This window comes from Flavobacterium sp. CF136 (genome assembly GCF_000282055.1).
Taxonomy (GTDB): domain Bacteria; phylum Bacteroidota; class Bacteroidia; order Flavobacteriales; family Flavobacteriaceae; genus Flavobacterium.
On record NZ_AKJZ01000058.1, the window covers coordinates 46,101 to 65,117 of the forward strand.

The following is a 19,017-nucleotide window of genomic DNA, read 5'->3' on the forward strand; positions in this document are numbered from 1 at the left end:
TTTTTTTTAATAGTTTTTAATTTGCCCATCTTACAACAACATCATCCGTAACTGGATTTATGTTTACCTTAAAAAAGATATTTGATACAGAAGGTATAAGTATTATTTCTCGATTATCATAAGTTAAAATTTTCACATAACTTAAATTTGGTCTTTTACTATCAACTGGATCAGGTAATTCAAATATTACAGGATTAATAGATGAAATTTCCTTATAAGCAGTTTGGTTTTTATAAATTTTATAAATGATATCATATTCTTTATAACCAAAAGTTAGTTTTGAAAAACCACCGCCACCAAATGGTTTACCTTTAGAATAACAGGATATTTCCCCTTTAATCTGTTGCTCTGTTTTATGATCAAAACTATAGCTACCATCATAACGTCTAGACCATTCAGTAATATTTATAGAATTTGGATCAAATAGACGACCTCCAGAAGGATTAAAATTAAAAGATGTAGTTTCATGCCTTTTATCCCCTTTCCAATTACTGGCTCCTGTGGAGCAATCGCAACTATAGGAGATAAAATCAGTATATCTTCTTTCTGGTAATTCTTGCTCATAAAATACAGTAGCCTTTCCTACATTTAAAGGAATGATAGGGATAATAAATGGTTCAGATTTGTTTTTTTCTTTTTTGAATAATCCTGAACGATAATCAAAACTTACTTTAGCTTTAAAATAATTTTCTTCTAATTTTGGTTTAATTTGGGATGAATCAATTTTAAAAATTAGTTCTACATGACTAGATTGAACTGGCTCGTAACGTTTTCCATTTATAATAATTGCAATTGATTCTGATCTGTCGAAACTCGATCCTTTAATTTTTATAAGATATTCTTTTGTATAATCTAGTATAAATGGTGGCGTTTCAAATTTAAAAATATTTGGCTCTTTCTTTTTTACTAGAAAATCATTTGCCGCTTGTGAAATTTTACTTGATATTAAATCAATTTCACCAATTCTTTCTTTAATTATTAAATTGAATTCTTCAGATAAGTTCAATATTTGATTAAATAAATTTTGTTGATTTTCACGTAATACTTTATCTGTATTACCAATTGTTTCATTTATATCTTTCTTTAATCTGGCCGTTAAGGAAAGAATCATATTTCCCGAATTTCCAATAGCATTTGTGACTAAATTATCTATTGAATTAATTTGTTTAGATACTATGGCATCAATTTCATCCAGAGCAATTAAAGCAGCAGCACCTGAAGTTTGTGCTTTTATGTTATTATATGAAAGCAACATAATTAGGAGTAATAAAAATAATTTTTTCATGATTTCTATGTTTTTAGTTATGTACCAAATGTATTTACAGAACACCATATCAATCAATTACCCGTTTGGGTGATATTTTTATTTCTTACATTATTATCTTTTTTTTTGTAAGTTTATTAAATGTTAAATTTTATATTAAGTTCAGCTTAATTTCAAATATCACCCAAACGGGTAATTGCGCTCAATGGACTTATATCCCAACTTTGTAAAAGAAAATGTAACACCATGAAAATAAGAGTTGCTATAGTAGAGGATGATAAAAATTATAATCAGGCGTTGAAGAATATCATCGACTTTCAGGAAGATATGGAATGTGTGGCTCAATTTTTTAATGGTAAAAATGCTTTGCAAAAATTGGAAGCCCTGGAACCAGACGTGGTTTTAATGGACATTCAACTGCAGGATTTATCAGGTATTGATATTGTTTTTAAACTAACAGAATTAATGCCGGGTACTACTTTCGTAATGTGCACCAGTTTTGAAAATGACGAAAAAATCTTTTCAGCCTTGCGTGCGGGTGCGAGTGGTTACCTTGTAAAAGGAGATCCTTTGGACAAAATTATCCAGGCCATTCTGGAGGCACATAAAGGAGGCGCTCCGATGAGTTTTGCTATTGCCAAGCGTGTTTTACAACATTTTCAGGAATCGAAAGTACAAGTACAAAGTTTAATGTTACTTACGGTAACCGAAAAAGAAGTTCTTGAATTGCTGGCGCAAGGACTTCTCTACAAAGAAATTGCTGACAAGAAAAATGTCACAATTGATACTATCAAAAAACATATTGGCAATATTTACAGAAAATTACAGGTAAGCAACAAAATTGAAGCAATTAACAAGTTTAACAACAAAAATTAGAAATTATGGATAATGAACAATTAAAAAATTTATTTGAATTTTTAGAAATACACGATTTTGTAAAACGAATTAGTGAAGAAAATCAAAAAAAATATGATTTAGCGTTTGAAGAACTTCAAAAAAAAGTAAAAATTAAAAAAAAGAAAGTTTTTATAGAAAATGAAAGTTTTGTAAGAGCAATCTATCATTCACTTGAGAATGGGGCTAAAGATTTAAAAATTCATTTAATAAAAAAAGCTAAAGATTTAGATATAAATATTGGCTTTTCATTTTCAAATTCAAAAATTACTGAAGATGGTACAATTGATCGTGATTTAGATTTGTTTTGGACTCTAAATGATAAGGGCATACTTGTAAAAAGCAACAGACATGAATTTAAATCCTATAAAGATAATTTCAATGCAACAACTTCAAAAGAAATAAAGAAACATACGAATAAACCATGTACTGAATTTATAAAATATGATATTGATGATGTAATTAGGTATATAATAAGAAATTTATTATCTAATACTTTTGACAGCAAAAGATTTGTATTTAATTATTTCGTTTTTAAAGATTATGGTGCTGATACTAAAATGAATGATCGTATTGGTATAAGTGTTCATAATACTTTAGTACAGGATTCAAATAAAAATGAGTTAATTAGTATTGGTTACGACTTTGGAACAGTTTATCCTTAAAATATGGAGATACTTCTACTCTTGTATATAAGCTGTTTAGTTATCACAACAACCAAAGCTATAGTTTTGGGTTCTAAGTATTCACTTAGAGCTCAAAACTATTTAGTGTTTTATTTAATTGTTACTCTTTGTTTAGAAATTTTCGGAATACTTAAAACACATTTGAAGCAATTTGACTTTGCTGTTTACTTCAATGTTTATGCTATATTTTGTGTTCTCTTTTTTGGAATCTACTTCTCCAGAATTTATATTGGAATTTTTAAGCGAATTGGAATTTTTGTCTCTTTATTTCTTCTATTATATCTTTTGTTTTTTGTTGATTTTCTAAGTCAGCAATTTTTACCTCAACTAGGAATTTTAGTCGCCCTGTTCTATATTTTTAGTTCTATTTTATGGTTTTTCCAAAAATTAAAACTTCCTGTCCAGGGAAAAATAACAAATGATCCTAATTTCTGGATTGCAACGGCTTTACTTTTTTGGAGTACTTATATCATTTTTAGATTTACACCAATGTATTTATTCGAAAAAGAAGATCAGCTTTTCTTAAGCATTTTAAGAGAAATTGGTTCCGCAGTAAATTTAATTATGTATGCTTTATTTTTTTACGCGCTTTTGAAATATGAAACAATTGCAAAAAATCTAAATAAATGAGCCAGCTCCCACAAGAAATAAAACTCACTTACATCATTGCCATCATCGTAATGCTGGTTTTTGTGTGTTTCATTATTCTGGTTGTATTTATTTACAATAAAAAACAACTGATTCAGCAGCAGGAAGATCAAATACGGGAAAGCGAATTTAAAAACCAATTGCTGCAAAAAGAATTAGAGCGTCAAAAAGCGATTCAGTTAGAAAGAGAACGTATTTCACAAGATATGCATGATGATTTAGGTGCCGGAATTTCTGCCATAAAACTTCAGGCTGAGTTTTTAAAGTATAAAATGCCCAAAGAAACTTATACCGAAGATTTAGAAGCGATTATAAATACTTCTGAAGATATGAATTTAGCCATGCGTGAAATTCTTTGGAGCTTGAATTCAGAAAATGATACGATTGGCAATTTCATAGAATATACAAGTTTGTATGTCAAACGTTTTTTGGATAAAACCTCCATTGCTTCACAATTGGATTCGAAAATTATTGAAAAAGAAACTACTTTATCCGTAAAAGCAAGACGAAACCTTTTTTTAGTCGTTAAAGAAGCTGTTCATAATGTGTACAAACACAGTCAGGCAAAGAACATCCATATTCAATTTGAGCAAACCGATGCTTCTTTTAAAATTGCTGTAATGGACGACGGCATTGGATTATCGGATACTATTCAAAAAGGAAATGGTTTAACCAATATGTCTTTGCGAATGGAAGCTATAAATGGAACTTTTGAGATTGTTCCTGGTCAAAAAGGGTCACATTTGTTATTTGTGTATCCATTACAGTATTAAAAAGGCGCTTTTTCTATTTATACAACTCTTCCCTAATTTCAATCAAAATCTGAATGGCCTTTTCTTCATCCGGTTTTTCAGGTAGATTTGAAGTTTCATAATACTTTTCGATCGAAGCAATTAAAGTATCAGCCATTTCAAGTAAATCATCGTATTCTTTGTTTCCGGCTTTTATATCGAGTAATTCCTCGCGATTTGAAACCCGAATATTTAATTTTCCTGTTGACAGAATCTGCTCGGCAGTTTGCAAAAGCCTGATAGTATGCATCATGTTTTTGCTATCGTAATTTTTACCGTGCTGCTGATTCGTATTGTAGCGATCTTCATTTCGTTTTTCGATCCAGTTCCAATATTCGGTGTATTCTTTACAATATTTAGAATAGCCGTCTTGATTGCAGGATAAATAACCAAGTAACTTTTCGTTTTTAGGAATTGACGAAAGCGAAACTTCATTAGAGTTTTCTTTCTGAATAATGCCTTTGTATCCTAAAGTTTTATTCTCGTCATAAAACATCGCAAACATCCCTTTTGAATTGGGAAGATTTACCAAACCTACTTGTTCCTGATTCCAATTATTTTCCTGTAGAAATGCAGATAATGCAACCGTTTCGTAACCTCTTAAAACATAACAAAAATCCAAAAGGCTTTTCTTTTCCTTTGGCATTGGATTTACGATTTTCTTGTTTAAACCTCTCGCCTTTTTGATTTGCGTAACGGCATAACCGGCAAAAGAATCTTTGCAGAGTTTAGATAGAAAATCTTCTAGTTGCAAATGCTCCATTAATGGATGTTTGTACAAAATACAATCTTCCGGTGAAGCCAAAATTTCGAGAATATTGGGATTGTTTTTAAGCAGTAATTCTACAAAACGGCCAATCTCATAATACACCTCATCGTTCGTTTCATTACTGATCTGCGGAATATAATCTAACCCAAAGAACTTTTCTTTTGGCAAATAATAAACGCCTTTGATATCGGTATCTGATGTTGGTGTATTTAACCCGAAAGATTTACTTCCTGAGATAACTTCGAAAAGGATTAGGTTTTGGGATTTTAGGGTTTGGATGGTCATTTAAATTGATTTCTTAAACTATCTACAATTTCTTTAGCAACTCTCAAACCACATTTTAATTCTGAATGAACTATCGAAACTGCTTCTGGAATATTATTTTGCTCTATCAAAAGTAAAACTTCCAGTTTTGTTTCATATTTTAGGTCTTCTACTTTCATTTTTTATTTTATTAACGTTCTAACAAGTGCTAAAATAAAACAAAAACCCCAAGAACAACTTTGAAAAAAGATTAAGTTTTTGGGATTTTAGGAGTTGGATGGTCATTTAAATTCTTTTCTTTTTTCTTTTGATGTACTCATTTCGCTAAGCCATTTTGCCTGTGCTCTTGCTTGTTCTAAAGTAACAGGTCTCTGCTTGGCTAGCATTTTCATACCTATCTCGGCTCTTTCTTTAAATGTTAATTTACAGTTCATGTTTTATATTAGTTTTTTTACTAAAACATCAATTTAACCCAAAAGATTTACTTCCTGAAATAACTTCGAAAAGGATTAGGTTTTGGGATTTTAGGAGTTGGATAGTCATTGTTCTTATCTAGATGGAATAATTCATCCCTTGTTTTTATCTTATTAAACTTTTCTGTAAAAATCTTCTTTGACTTTAAATTTAGTATTTCTCTCATAAATCTTCGGAAAATTTAGAAGATAACTATCAAAACCAATCATTTTAAAGATTAAAAGATTTAATAGAGTATATAATCTTACACTAGCATAAAATAAATCATAATCTTTTGAGTCAATTGATCGATTTACTCCTGCATTATTAAAATCAGGTACTCTACCGTGCAAAAAGTCATTTCTGGATCTAATTACTTTTATATCTTCATCTAATAATTCAATATTTAAAATAGAAAAAGGTCTTTTTAAGCTTTCTAAATTTGTTATTTGATTAAGATTATCTAATCTTACTTTTAAAGTATTGATATCTATAAAGGATTCTTTTATTGAATGTTTATACAAAATCTCAAAAAGTTCAGCCTTTAGTTCTTTAAAATCTTTTTTTGAATTAATTGGTGCAATTTTTTCCTTTTCATTGCCAATTATAATATCTGATAAGGTTTCTAAAGCAATTGAATATCCTCCTGGTCTAAAAATTAAACTAGCTTTCGTAGATTCAATAATTAATAAAATTGTTGCTAAAAAGTTATCATCAACAAGCAGTTGATTACATAATAAAGAAAAGCTTTTTATTTCAAGCTTTTTGTATACTTTTAGTTTAGAGAGTTTTTCAGCTTGTTTTGAGTATCCATGTACCCAAGCATGTGGATTTGTATTAATAGGATTCATTAAAGTTTTTAAATCATCTCTTAAAGTTGAAAAATAAAAACTTTTCCATATATCCATTTTTGAATTTGAATAAGAAAAAAAATATCCCTTATTTCCTGGGAAGTAACCTGTCACATAACCTAGAGCAACTCTAATCGCAAAAGTTTTATTACTAAATTCCTCATACGTTTGTTTTTTCTTGGATTCAATGATTATACATCTATTTTTAAACTCATCTTTATCTTCTAAAATAAAAATTTCCTCATCGTTTAAATTAATTTTTGTAGCCAGACTGGAATTTGTTCCGCTATCATTTAAAAATAGTATATTTTCAATTTGAAAATGCATCTTCAAGGAGCTAGAGTATGGAATTACCAATTTGAAATATTGTTTCTTGGATTTTGAAAATCCTTCGCTATATAATTGATTAATTGAAGCTTCTAAACTTTCATTTGAAAATGTATCAATATAGAGACTTTTAAAAACAATTATTTTCTCTCCGTAATCAAATTTTATTCTTTCAATTTTCTGACCAATCCCGAGATTTCTCTCGCCTTTATAAAATTTATTAAAATCAAACTTAACTCTAAACTCTTTTTTATCACATGATAAGTCTACATCATTAATACCATTTAAAGATGATTTTAATTTTATAAACGTTCCTTTTTTTGTTTCCTCAAAATCCTTTATAAATGACAAAGGCCCTTTATTATAAAAAAGGGAAATTTTATTTTCTTTCATGTTCAATTTTATTTAATTAACTATGATATAATTTGACCCCTAAAAAACAAATCCAACTCCTCATTCAACTTCTTCCCGCCTCCCAACTTACTTGCATTCTCCTGATTAAACTTAACCGTTTCCAATAAAAAATCAGTTATTAAAACTTCTTTTGGATGTAAATACTTTTCGTCCTGGTTGGCTTTTATATTTTGTAATTCTATTATTTTTTCTTTTATGTTTTGTGGTGCAATTGGCAATAAATCGGCAAAAGCAACGGGCGGAAAAGTATTCGTTTCTATAATCCATTTTCCGGCTAAAGCAGTTCGTAACGCGTAGAAATAACTTTTTAGTTTTACTTCTTCCATTTCGCAGACTTCCATGAAATTCTTTGTCGTTCCTAAATAATGGTGCAAAACAGCTATTGGCGAAAAACATTGTACGGCTACCTCCTGCATTTGCATTGCAAAATCATCATTTTGGTAATACACCACAGGCGAAAACAACCACTCGATCAAAGGTGCATTAGATTTTGCTAACAATTTTATGGCTTTCCGTAAATCCCAACCGGAACCGTCCAGATCGTCTTCAGTCATGAATTCGATTACGTCTGGTTTTTCCCAAAGTGATAAATAATATTCGGGTTTGTGTTTGTATATAAAACGGATATCATAGTCGCTGTCCGGAGAAGCAAATCCCCAGGCACGGCTTCCTGATTCTACAGCAAAGAGTATTTCTATGTTCTTGCTTTTCTCTATTTCTTTTAATTTCTTAAGTATTTTTTCTTTCATGATTGTCTTCAAATATAAATAAACAAAAAAGCTTTAAACCAAGTAGTAACACGTGATTTTAAAGCTGGTATATTTTTAATCTCGCAAAGGCGCGAAGCCGCAAAGTTTTATTTTATGCTTTACGTTTTAAGTTTTATCTTTTGTGTCTCTGCACCTTTGCTTCTTTAAACCTAAATGGTAAAAAAGCTCTTAACATTCCTCGTTGTTTCTTCAGCAGCTTTCTCTGGCAAAATCCCTTTAAACCAAAAAATCCGAAACCAATCGTTGTTTGAATCGGTCAATGGGTTTCAAATCGACATTGGTATCACCATTCAAAATATCAAAAGGATCGTCTAAACCGCTAATTAATAAATACAAATAGCAAAATAAAAACGTAATAGCAGAAGTTACCAGATAATCGGCTGAGGGGCTTTTGAATTTGCTGATCAGTAAAAGCGACATCACGATAAACAAAATGCTTTGAAGCAGGGTATAGGCCGGCTGGATAAAGTTGTTTCTCGAAATCGAATAGGCACGGGTGAGCTGTTTTCGCATTGCATTCGTATTTTCCTGTATGCCTTTTATGGCTTCTTTGTCGACACCTCTTTCGGCAAAATAATAAGCAATCTCATTTGATTTCCGAATTAAGGGAAAGATAACGTTAGAATCTTTTTCGTTGGAATAGATCCATGCAATAATGCCATCGGTAATCGCAATCATTTCCTGACGCAAAAAAGCACTGTTTAGTTCTTCCCTGCACAAATCGGAAGTTCCGGTTCTTGGTGCTCTCAAAGCCAGATAAATCCAATCTTTAATCGCTTCGAGATTAGAAGCCACTTCGCCCGGGATTTTTTCACTTTCCTTAAAATCGGTCATGGTTGCGGCCAATAATAATCCGAATACAAAAAAGGCTCCTGTAAAAATAATCGTAATATCGGACAGTTCTATCAAATCGTAAAAATTCTGTCCGTAAAGAGAAAGGTTTTTGAATACAAAATTCTTAATTCCTAATATGGCTATTGCAGCAACAAACGACTTTAGGATTATGGTTCTGTTTATTATAAATTTCATTCGGTCTTTTTTAGGCAAATTAAACAAATATAAACGTCTCCTCTCCTATTCTGATATAAAAAAATGCAGACACTTTTATTTATGAACTAAGCTGTTAGAAAACATTAAATTCCAAAAAAGTTCTTAGCATTTCTTGTTGTTTCCTCTGCAACTGTAATTCCCGAAACTCCTTTAAACTGCGCAACAGTTGCTGCAACAAAAGGCAGAAAAGCAGGTTCGCAGCGGCGTTCGTGGTATTTTTTCAAAAGACTGTTCGTGACATTTTTTGGGAGCATGAAAGGTGCATCAGTTTCGATCATCATTCGGTCAAGCGGAACGTACTGAATCACTTCTTTTAAATGTTCAAAACGTTTACTGTCGGATATTGCTCCGGTAAAACCAAGATAGAATCCGTTATCGAGATAGGTTTTGGCTTCGGGCAGACTTCCGGTAAAACAATGTACGACGGCTTTTGGCAATTGTGGCAGATAGTCTTTTGTAATGTCCATAAACTTAGTAAAAGCCGCTCTTTCATGCAAAAACAAAGGTTTCTGAACTTCAATCGCTAATTCTAATTGGGCTTTGTAACACGTTTCCTGAATATTTCTGGGCGAAAAGTCACGATCAAAATCGAGTCCGCACTCGCCTACCGAAACTACGTGTTTCTGTTTTAATAAATTCCGCAGTTTTGCAATGCTCTGCGCATCAAAACTTTTCGCATCATGCGGATGAATTCCGGCTGTTGCGTACAACACTCCCGGATAATCTTTTGCCATTTGCGCAGCTGCTTCACTGTTTTTTACGCTTGTTCCGGTGAGTATCATTTGCGATACATCGGCATCTAAGGCATTTTGTACGACATCGTCTATGTCGTTGTGGAATTGTTTATTGGTTAAATTAATTCCGATATCTATATATGCATTCATTGTAATTATTTGTTCCTGATGGAACTTATTTTTTATTGTTATTTTTTATTCTGTGTGTTTGTTTTTAACACATAGAATCATAGAATTTTGAGAGTCTGTAAAAGGCGTTTCACTTTGCATTAAGGCACATCGTTGGTATGTGAAAATACTTTGGTTTACATATATTGTGTAGACGCACTGCTGTGCGCCTCTACGTTTATATGCGGTCGCGAAACCGCTATGTGACAAAACTTTCGTTTTCTCTCTCTATATCTTTTATTCAAAAAAACTATGTCTATGTGTTTAAAAATTAAATCCAAACGTTTGCCCAAACTAAACTACCGCGGCTTATGGGTTGCGCAGGGAGGATTTGAACCTTCGTCTTTTAGAATGTTTTAATTATTAATCTCCCAAAGGCGCTGAGTCACAAAGGTTTTTATGCAGACCTAAACCTCCAAGCCTTTGTGAATCTGAGCCTTTGAACCTTTTTTAGAAATCCCCATAATATACCTGGAAGCAAGGCAATTTCAAATCATTTCTCCAGGTATCCACTACCTGGTTTCTATCATCTAAAACGAATTCTACAAAGTATTTGTCTTTGATAAACTCGTTATAGATTTCAGTTTTAATAATCGAATCTTTCCGGCTCTCTTTTGTTTTACGCATAATCAGGTCGTCGTATTCGATTTCGTGTTTTTCAAGAAAACGTAACGTAGGATCTTTGTATCGGTCTTCTCTTCCCGAAACCAATAATATTTCATAACCTAATTTCTTGTAATTTCGCAATACATTCGCTACCGGATTATTGATTTCGTCTTCGTCACATTTGCTGGCATCAAAAGGATTTCGTCCGTTCATTAAAGCCAGTGTTCCGTCAAGATCACAAATAATTGCTTTGGGCAAATCAGGATTTTGATTACAATATTCCAGGTTTTTATTCACTTTTTTTATCGGTTTAAAATCAAATTTTTCTTTTGTCTTTTGCAATTGATGATACATGTTCTCAATCACTTTTTTGGGAACTTTTCGTTCTCTTTTTTCATTTCGAACCAAAAGTTCTTCCAATGGCAAATCAAACAATTTGAAGTCAATATTTGCCATTTCCGAAAAATCACTTACTGGCTGTTTGATGTAATCCAACTTGACATTACAGTTGTCTAAAATTACATTCCATCCATTTGAGAGTAAGGTTTTAACCTGAGTCAAAATCATTTTCGAAATCATAGTTTCTGATGCGGGATCCATTGTTTCCTGAAATTGCGAAAACCTGATTTCGTCCCGGCTAATTCTCATCGTCTTAGATTCTGTTCTTACTTTCCATTCGGCATAAGTGCTTTTTCCTGACGCTGGACAACCAATTAATATCGTTAGTGTTGGTATCTTTTTCATTTTATAATCTTGGATCTAATGTTTTTTCTATTTCTTCATTGTTGATTCGCTTCAAAAGCAATAAACGCATCAAATAATTCTCTTCTTCCAAATCTTTATACGGAATCTGAAGCATTTTCTGATTGATTTCCCAACCATTCACCGATTGTTCCATTTTCTTTTTTACGTTCCTTTTTTCGATATAATGATCAAAATCCTGATGAAAATTCACTCCGTAAATCATCGTCAGATAATTGTTATTTCTGACTTTAAAGCAGGGTGGCAAATTTTTAATATAATTTTTAACGGGCTTAACCATGATACCTTCTTCATTTGCCGTTGTCAATTTTTCGAAAAAAGAATAAATTTCTTCTAGTTTTTCTTCTTTATTCGAAATTGTAAATTCCAAATGCAAAAAAGCATCATCATTCACCAATCCATACGTTAAATTACTATTTGGCAACGATTCTTCGCCAGAAACAGTAACAATTTTTAAAATTGTAAAAGGCTTAAAGTGAATTTCTCCATCATTCCCAAAAGTATCTATTTGGTTTTTAAACACCTTTAAAGAGTCCTGTTGCTTTCTTACATCAGGAATTTTAACAGTTGCCAAAGCTTCATATTGACGAATTATGTGTGTTTTATATTTGCTTCCAAATTCTTTTCTCGTAAGCTCTTTTTTATCTGAAATGTAGGTTCTAAACAACTCCGATTCTTTTACACTTTCAAGCTTTTCAAGTAATCCCGAAGATTTCAAATAAGAATTATGTGTTTCTAAAGCATCATAATATCCCGTAAATTCTTTCTCGATTAAACCGCCGCCTAAAACTTTCCAGGGCAACAACTCTGAAGCGATTAAAAGTGTTTCGAAATCAGGAAACTGAATCAACATTTTTGTGTGTAGGTCCTTTAAACTATTTATCGCTTTTTCTACATCAATATGATCCATTTTAAAACCATTTCGGGAAACAAAATAGGTTTCTTCAAGATTCCTTTTTAGATAAATGGTGCAATAAGAACCCATGTACTTTTTTTGAACCACAAACTCGTTTACACCTTTGTCTAAATAATAATTAATAGCTTCTGCAATACTTTCTATTTCGTTTTTAGTTTTACTTTTTGGAGCCGGCGAAATGGTTGGCGAAAAATCATTTATCTTGTTTTTGCAAAACCACTCTATTCTGTTTCTTACTTTAAAATCTAACATTTTTTTATTTTTTTTGAATGATTACTGCGCTTGTCGGATAAATTCCTTTTACACAATCTCCTACTCCAAAGAATGATTTTGGATTTGGAAAAATTTCATTTATCATTTTCACAAACTCCATATTCGAAAGTTCAAAATCGTGATCATCGTGTCTAAATTCTTCTGTTAATTCATAATTTACATTAAAATCCTTGTCGGGCGTTGTAACATACAATTGGGTAAAATTTGTATGATCACGAATCCAGGTCAGTAATGATTTAGCTTCTTCCAAAGAATTGTGCTCGATAACCTCGCTCAAAATAATCTGTCCCTCGAAATCATTAAGATCTTCTAATTTTTCAATCCAGTGCAAATTATCTGCTTTTTCTACCGCTTGAATTTTATCTGCAATATGTCTAAAATCAACCTCATCATAAGCATAATATTCCTGTGTAAATCCTCTTTTGAGCAACAATTTGAAATATTGTAATTCACCACAGCCAAAATCTAACACAGGCTCATCAAAATTGATTTTACTGCAAATAAATTCTTTTCTGGATTGATGTGTATCTGTAAAAACAAATTGAACTTCATTATCAAAATACGCTTCTAACTGTGGTTTGAATTTCTCAAACTGCACCGGCGAACGCATAATTCTTTTAATAAAAAGATAAAAAACAAAATAAGGAATTCCGGCAAGATTGGTAAACATCGTAATATGCTTCTGAATAAAATAATCATCAATATAAGTGTATACGGCATACCTGTTGGTAAAGTGCGAAAACAATGCTACAAGCGAAAATTTCTGCAAAGCTTCTCTAACGGTTGAACCTTCTATCTTTAATTCGTAATTATTACCTATTCTATGCTGGAGTGAAATTCCATCAATGTATTTTGACAAAAGATAATTTCCATTTTTATACCAACCCGAATCGATGAAAAAAGTAGCCACTTCAATAGTACATTTTTCAGTATCAACTTCGTCATAGCTTTTTTCTAACCAGGAAATTATTGTTTCACTTAAACCTGCATTTTCTTTATATAAATGATTAAAAAATTCGGTAGATATATTCAAAGCCAACAATGGACTGCAATAGCTTTGGAAGTCGATTTGATTTCCTTCTTCAGGTAAATAACTATGTTTGTCATCCAGGAAAACACAATGATATTCAGAAGCCGAAACTACATTTCCAATCACAATTCCGTTTTTTAATTCTTTCAAATATAGTCCCTGATCCGTATTTGGATTTTTATAAAGGATATCTAAAAAATATTTATTCTCTGATTTAAGTTTGATAATCATTGCGTTTATTTTTTGTTTGACAAATATAGCTTTCCCACTACGCAATTATTTTGCGTAGTAAAAAAAGAATCTTACTTTTGAGTAAAAACAATATGAATCTAAAGGAAATTTATACCGATTTATTGCTGAATATTGGTTTCGAAGAAAATACTATTCAGCAAAAATGGGACGATTTAGAAAAGGCATATTCCAAAAAATCAAGACATTATCACAACCTGAAGCATATTGCAGCTATGATTGAAAGTTTTGAAACCTATCGTGATCATCTTCAAAATCCGAATGAAATATTATTTTCTATTTTTTATCATGATTTTGTTTATTCAAGTTCAAAAAAAGATAATGAACTCAAAAGTGCTGAATTTGCACTTAAAGTTCTATCTAATAATGAGACATTAGACAAAATCTTGGTTTTTGATACTATTTGTGCAACACAATTACATCAGCATAATGAAATTGAAGATATTAATTGGTTAATCGATTTTGATTTGAAAATTCTCGCTCGAGATTGGAATGAATATCAAATTTATTTTGAGCAAATCAGAAAAGAATACCGCATTTATCCTGATTTTCTCTACAAACCCGGACGCGCAAAAGCCCTGAAGCATTTTCTGGAGAATAAATTTATTTTTCAAACTGATGAATTCAGGAAATTATATGAAGAAAAAGCAAGAATGAATATTGAGAAAGAGATTTTATTATTAACCTAAAAAACATATTCACGACCTATTTATGTAGAGACGCACAGCAGTGCGTCTTTCGCAATGTGAATAAATTGTGGTTACATATGTTAGACGCACTGCTGTGCGTCTCTACAGAAAATTGGAATGGAAAATTGAAAATAATAAAACGATCAATACCTAAACTATGTCTCAAAATAAAAACGCCTTAATTCGGTACAAAACGATTGACAAATGCCTGCAGAATAAATACAGGCAATGGACTTTAGAGGATTTGATCGAATGCTGTTCTGAAGCTTTATTTGAATATGAAGGCCGGGAAAATCCAATTAGCAAACGAACGATTCAGATGGATATTCAGTTGATGCGCAGCGAAAAACTGGGTTATAATGCGCCGATTGTCGTTTATGATAAAAAGTATTATAAATATGAAGACGACGAATTTTCGATAACCGATATTCCGCTGACAGAAACCGATATGAATGTTTTGACCGAAACGGTTTCGATGCTGAAACAGTTTAAGGACTTTTCTTTATTCAGTGATGTATCGGATATTCTGCAGCGTTTGGAAGATAAAATTTACTCGGAGAAGTCACATACGAAACCTGTTATTTATCTGGATAAAAATGAAAATCTGAAAGGGTTACATTATTTGGATGAAATTTATCAGGCGATCATCAAGAAAGTGGTTCTTGTTATTACTTATAAATCATTTAAATCAAGAGAAGAAACTAAATTTAATTTTCATCCTTTTATTTTGAAGGAATTTAATAATAGATGGTTTTTGATAGGAAAAACAAAAGCTTCTCAGCCTATTACCAATCTGGCGCTTGACAGAATTATTTCTATTGATTACGATTTTAATCTTCCATATTTAGAAGAAGATTTTGATGCAGAATCTTACTATAAGAATATAATTGGCGTTACGGTAAATTCTGGTTTACAGCCTCGAAAAATTGAACTTTGGATAGATGCTGAAAATGCTCCTTATGTATTGACCAAACCTTTACATCATACACAAAGACTAATAACAGAAAATGAAGATAAAAGTATTATTGTTCATTTATTCATCTCTCCCAATTACGAAATGGAACGTCTTTTATTAGGTTTTGGCTATGGAATCGAGGTTCTTCGACCTGAAAATTTACGGAAACGAATGAAGCAAACACTTCAAAAAGCATTGGCTAAGTATGATCTTTAAAATTTATTTATACAAAAACAAGCTTTTATATAATAAGGAATTATAACAATTTAAATTGTTGTAACAGCAATTTTTACATTCATAAATTCATTAAAACTTAAAAAAGAATAGTATATTTCAATTAAAAAAAGAACCTAAAAAACCTCTAATTCAGAGATATTTTTTCATTAATTAAAAAATTATCATAAAATTATATGCATGCATAGTATTTTTTGATTATATTTGAAATCGATATAGTTACTTATGAAAGATAAAACAATAGATTATATTTTAAGAGCTACATGGCAGGCCGTTTCCAGAATGTATAATGAGGAAGCTGCCAAATACGATGCCACTATGGCAACAGGATTTGCCCTTTTGAGTATAGATAAGGAAGACGGAACTCCATCTACAGCCTTGGGGCCAAGAATGGGCATGGAAGCTACGAGCTTAACGAGAACATTAAAATCAATGGAGGATAAAGGTCTTATTGTTCGTAAAAAAAACCCAAGCGACGGTCGTGGTGTTTTGATATACTTAACCGAGCATGGGAAAGAAAAAAGGGAATTATCTAAAAATACGGTTTTGAAATTTAATGAAACGGTGAAAAAACATGTTTCTGACGAAAAACTAAAACATTTTATTGAGGTTTCTGAAATCATAAATGAATTAATTCAGGATAAAAACATATTTAATCAAACAGAAAAAATAGAAAATGAAACGCACAATTAAGAAAGTTGCTGTAATTGGATCCGGAATTATGGGTTCAGGGATAGCTTGTCATTTTGCCAATATTGGTGTTGAAGTTTTACTGCTTGACATCGTTCCACGAGAGTTGACAGAAGCTGAAGCTAAAAAAGGATTAACACTTGAAAGTAAAGCTGTTCGCAACCGGGTGGTAAACGAGCACTTAGCAAACTCATTAAAATCGAAACCCTCTCCTATTTACAGTCAAAAATTCGCAAGCCGAATCACGACTGGAAATACAACTGACGATATGGCAAAGATTGCCAATGTGGACTGGATTATTGAAGTTGTGGTTGAACGTCTGGATATCAAAAAATTAGTATTCGAACAAATTGAAAAATTCCGTAAACCGGGAACTTTGGTTACTTCTAACACTTCCGGTATTCCGATTCATTTTATGAGTGAAGGAAGAAGCGAAGATTTTCAACAACACTTCTGCGGAACCCACTTTTTTAACCCTGCGCGTTACTTAAAATTATTTGAAATTATTCCTGGTCCAAAAACTTCAACTGAAGTATTGGATTTCTTAAACGAATACGGTTCTAAATTCTTAGGAAAAACTTCTGTAGTTGCTAAAGACACTCCTGCGTTTATTGGAAACAGAATTGGTATTTACGGAATCCAGAGTTTATTCCATTTGGTAAAAGAAATGGGATTAACAATTGAAGAAGTTGATAAATTGACCGGACCTGTAATTGGGCGTCCAAAATCGGCTACTTTCCGTACCGTTGACGTTGTTGGTTTGGATACTTTGGTACACGTTGCCAACGGTATTTACGAAAACTGTCCGAACGACGAACAACACGAATTGTTTAAACTTCCTGATTTCATCACAAAAATGATGGAAAATAATTGGTTAGGAAGCAAAACAGGACAAGGTTTTTACAAAAAAGTAGATAAAGATATTCTTTCTTTAGATTTAGATACATTAGAATACCGCGCTGCTAAAAAAGCAAATTTTGCTACACTTGAACTAACAAAAACTATTGATAAACCAATCAATCGTTTTAAAGTTTTAGTTAAAGGAAAAGACAAAGCGGGTGAATTTTACCGTAAGAGCTTCGCCGGAATGTTTGCTTATGTATCAAACAGAATTCCTGAAATCTCAGACGAATTATACAAAATTGATGATGCGATGAAAGCCGGTTTTGGATGGGAAAATGGTCCATTCGAAATTTGGGATGCCATTGGTGTTGTCAACGGAATCGAAATCATGAAAGCAGAAGGCCTAGAACCAGCTGCTTGGGTTACAGAAATGTTAGCTTCCGGAAGCGAAAGCTTTTACTCTGTTAAAGAAGGAGCTTCTTATTTCTATAATATTCCAAATAAATCTCAAACTAAAGTTCCTGGACAAGATTCATTCATTATTCTGAACAACATCCGCGAAAGCAAAAAAGTTTGGAGTAACAGCGGTGCAATTATTCAGGATTTAGGAGACGGAATTTTGAACTTAGAATTCCAATCTAAAATGAATACCATTGGTGGCGATGTACTTCAGGCAATCAATAAAGCAATCGACTTATCTGAAAAAGAATACCAGGGTTTGGTTATTGGTAACCAGGCAGCGAATTTCTCTGTCGGAGCTAATATCGGAATGATTTTCATGATGGCGGTTGAGCAGGAATATGACGAATTGAACATGGCAATCAAATTATTCCAGGACACCATGATGCGCGTTCGTTATTCTTCTATTCCAGTTGTAGTAGCACCTCACGGAATGACTTTTGGCGGTGGATGCGAAATGAGCTTACACGCTGATAAAGTGGTCGCTGCTGCAGAAACGTATATGGGATTGGTTGAGTTTGGTGTTGGTGTACTTCCTGGTGGTGGCGGATCTAAAGAAATGGCTTTAAGAGCTTCTGATTTATTCCGTAAAAATGATGTGGAATTGAACGTTCTTCAAGAATATTTCCTGACAATCGCTATGGCAAAAGTTTCAACTTCGGGTTATGAAGCTTTTGATACCGGACTTTTGCAGCATGGTAAAGACATCATCGTAGTAAACAAAGATCGTCAGATTGCTGAAGCTAAAAAACATGCTTTGTTAATGGCTGAAGCAGGTTATACACAACCTATCAGAAGAACTGATGTTAAGGTTTTAGGTAAACAAGCATTAGGAATGTTCTTAGTTGGAACGGATCAAATGGAAGCTGGAAAATACATATCTGAGCACGATAAAAAAATCGCTAACAAACTGGCTTACGTAATGGCCGGAGGTGATTTATCTGAAGCTACTTTAGTATCTGAACAATATTTATTAGATATCGAACGTGAAGCTTTCTTATCTCTTTGTACTGAGCGTAAGACTTTAGAAAGAATTCAATATATGTTAACTAAAGGAAAACCACTTCGTAACTAGAAAATAGAACAAAGAGAATAGAATATAGATTTAAGACTGCGTAAAGTCTATTTTCTATACTCTATCTTCTATACTCTTAAAAAATAGAATAAAGAGAAAAGAATATAGATTTTGAGACAAAGTAAAAGTCTATTTTCTATGATCTATTTTCTA

At 32.1% G+C, this 19,017-nt stretch carries 19 protein-coding genes; 8 read left to right on the forward strand and 11 right to left on the reverse strand.

All coding sequences use genetic code 11. The annotated features are described in order from the left end of the window. Nucleotides 1–16: 16 nt before the first annotated feature. On the reverse strand, nt 17–1,285 hold the full coding sequence (locus tag PMI10_RS16645; protein WP_007810163.1) for a hypothetical protein: 1,269 nt from the start codon (nt 1,283–1,285) through the stop codon (nt 17–19). Between the two features lie 225 nt (nt 1,286–1,510). Here PMI10_RS16645 and PMI10_RS16650 point away from each other — a divergent pair, with 225 nt between their 5' ends. The 4 genes from PMI10_RS16650 to PMI10_RS16665 are packed head-to-tail and all read left to right on the forward strand — an operon-like array spanning nt 1,511 to nt 4,265. Beyond that, complete coding sequence (locus PMI10_RS16650) at nt 1,511–2,140, forward strand: response regulator transcription factor (protein ID WP_007810166.1); 630 nt, start codon at nt 1,511–1,513, stop codon at nt 2,138–2,140. Nucleotides 2,141–2,145: 5 nt separating this feature from the next. Continuing rightward, nucleotides 2,146–2,823 carry a hypothetical protein gene (locus PMI10_RS16655; protein ID WP_007810168.1) on the forward strand — a complete coding sequence of 226 codons (678 nt, stop codon included), beginning with the start codon at nt 2,146–2,148 and terminating at the stop codon, nt 2,821–2,823. A gap of 3 nt (nt 2,824–2,826) precedes the next feature. Beyond that, nucleotides 2,827–3,474 (forward strand): hypothetical protein, encoded by a 648-nt coding sequence (locus PMI10_RS16660; RefSeq protein ID WP_007810170.1) that lies wholly within the window; start codon nt 2,827–2,829, stop codon nt 3,472–3,474. Continuing rightward, a complete protein-coding gene (locus tag PMI10_RS16665) occupies nt 3,471–4,265 on the forward strand; it encodes a sensor histidine kinase (protein ID WP_007810172.1) in 795 nt (264 codons plus the stop codon). The genes PMI10_RS16660 and PMI10_RS16665 overlap by 4 nt, the downstream gene beginning before the upstream one ends. 13 nt (nt 4,266–4,278) lie before the next feature. On the opposite strand, the gene PMI10_RS16670 is transcribed toward PMI10_RS16665, so the two are convergent. The 10 genes from PMI10_RS16670 to PMI10_RS16705 form a co-directional block, all read right to left on the reverse strand. Then, a complete protein-coding gene (locus tag PMI10_RS16670) occupies nt 4,279–5,337 on the reverse strand; it encodes a nucleotidyltransferase domain-containing protein (protein ID WP_007810173.1) in 1,059 nt (352 codons plus the stop codon). Further along, complete coding sequence (locus tag PMI10_RS22125; protein WP_007810175.1) at nt 5,334–5,495, reverse strand: hypothetical protein; 162 nt, start codon at nt 5,493–5,495, stop codon at nt 5,334–5,336. Before PMI10_RS22125 ends, PMI10_RS16670 begins: the two co-directional genes overlap by 4 nt. Before the next feature lie 102 nt (nt 5,496–5,597). Continuing rightward, a complete protein-coding gene (locus PMI10_RS22235; RefSeq protein WP_007810177.1) occupies nt 5,598–5,750 on the reverse strand; it encodes a hypothetical protein in 153 nt (50 codons plus the stop codon). Between the two features lie 153 nt (nt 5,751–5,903). Continuing rightward, on the reverse strand, nt 5,904–7,340 hold the full coding sequence (locus PMI10_RS16675) for a hypothetical protein (RefSeq protein WP_007810179.1): 1,437 nt from the start codon (nt 7,338–7,340) through the stop codon (nt 5,904–5,906). A gap of 20 nt (nt 7,341–7,360) precedes the next feature. Then, on the reverse strand, nt 7,361–8,110 hold the full coding sequence (locus tag PMI10_RS16680; protein ID WP_007810180.1) for a nucleotidyltransferase domain-containing protein: 750 nt from the start codon (nt 8,108–8,110) through the stop codon (nt 7,361–7,363). Between the two features lie 237 nt (nt 8,111–8,347). Beyond that, nucleotides 8,348–9,160: a hypothetical protein gene (locus tag PMI10_RS16685; protein WP_007810181.1), complete on the reverse strand. Its 813-nt coding sequence runs from the start codon at nt 9,158–9,160 to the stop codon at nt 8,348–8,350. Between the two features lie 104 nt (nt 9,161–9,264). Beyond that, on the reverse strand, nt 9,265–10,065 hold the full coding sequence (locus tag PMI10_RS16690) for a TatD family hydrolase (RefSeq protein ID WP_007810182.1): 801 nt from the start codon (nt 10,063–10,065) through the stop codon (nt 9,265–9,267). A gap of 468 nt (nt 10,066–10,533) precedes the next feature. Continuing rightward, nucleotides 10,534–11,433, reverse strand: coding sequence for a phosphatase domain-containing protein (locus tag PMI10_RS16695; RefSeq protein ID WP_007810183.1), 900 nt, complete (start codon nt 11,431–11,433; stop codon nt 10,534–10,536). Nucleotide 11,434: 1 nt separating this feature from the next. Next, the gene (locus tag PMI10_RS16700; RefSeq protein WP_007810184.1) at nt 11,435–12,619 is read right to left on the reverse strand and encodes a hypothetical protein; all 1,185 of its coding nucleotides are present in this window, start codon (nt 12,617–12,619) and stop codon (nt 11,435–11,437) included. A 4-nt stretch (nt 12,620–12,623) separates the two neighbouring features. Further along, nucleotides 12,624–13,901: a hypothetical protein gene (locus tag PMI10_RS16705; protein WP_007810185.1), complete on the reverse strand. Its 1,278-nt coding sequence runs from the start codon at nt 13,899–13,901 to the stop codon at nt 12,624–12,626. 92 nt (nt 13,902–13,993) lie between these two features. Here PMI10_RS16705 and PMI10_RS16710 point away from each other — a divergent pair, with 92 nt between their 5' ends. The 4 genes from PMI10_RS16710 to PMI10_RS16725 all read left to right on the forward strand — a co-directional run bounded on the left by PMI10_RS16710 (nt 13,994) and on the right by PMI10_RS16725 (nt 18,864). Further along, a complete protein-coding gene (locus tag PMI10_RS16710) occupies nt 13,994–14,608 on the forward strand; it encodes an HD domain-containing protein (RefSeq protein WP_007810186.1) in 615 nt (204 codons plus the stop codon). Between the two features lie 157 nt (nt 14,609–14,765). Beyond that, the gene (locus tag PMI10_RS16715; RefSeq protein ID WP_007810187.1) at nt 14,766–15,779 is read left to right on the forward strand and encodes a helix-turn-helix transcriptional regulator; all 1,014 of its coding nucleotides are present in this window, start codon (nt 14,766–14,768) and stop codon (nt 15,777–15,779) included. A gap of 243 nt (nt 15,780–16,022) precedes the next feature. Further along, nucleotides 16,023–16,490 carry a MarR family winged helix-turn-helix transcriptional regulator gene (locus PMI10_RS16720; protein ID WP_007810189.1) on the forward strand — a complete coding sequence of 156 codons (468 nt, stop codon included), beginning with the start codon at nt 16,023–16,025 and terminating at the stop codon, nt 16,488–16,490. Then, nucleotides 16,474–18,864, forward strand: coding sequence for a 3-hydroxyacyl-CoA dehydrogenase/enoyl-CoA hydratase family protein (locus PMI10_RS16725; protein WP_007810191.1), 2,391 nt, complete (start codon nt 16,474–16,476; stop codon nt 18,862–18,864). Before PMI10_RS16720 ends, PMI10_RS16725 begins: the two co-directional genes overlap by 17 nt. The last annotated feature ends 153 nt before the right edge of the window (nt 18,865–19,017 follow it).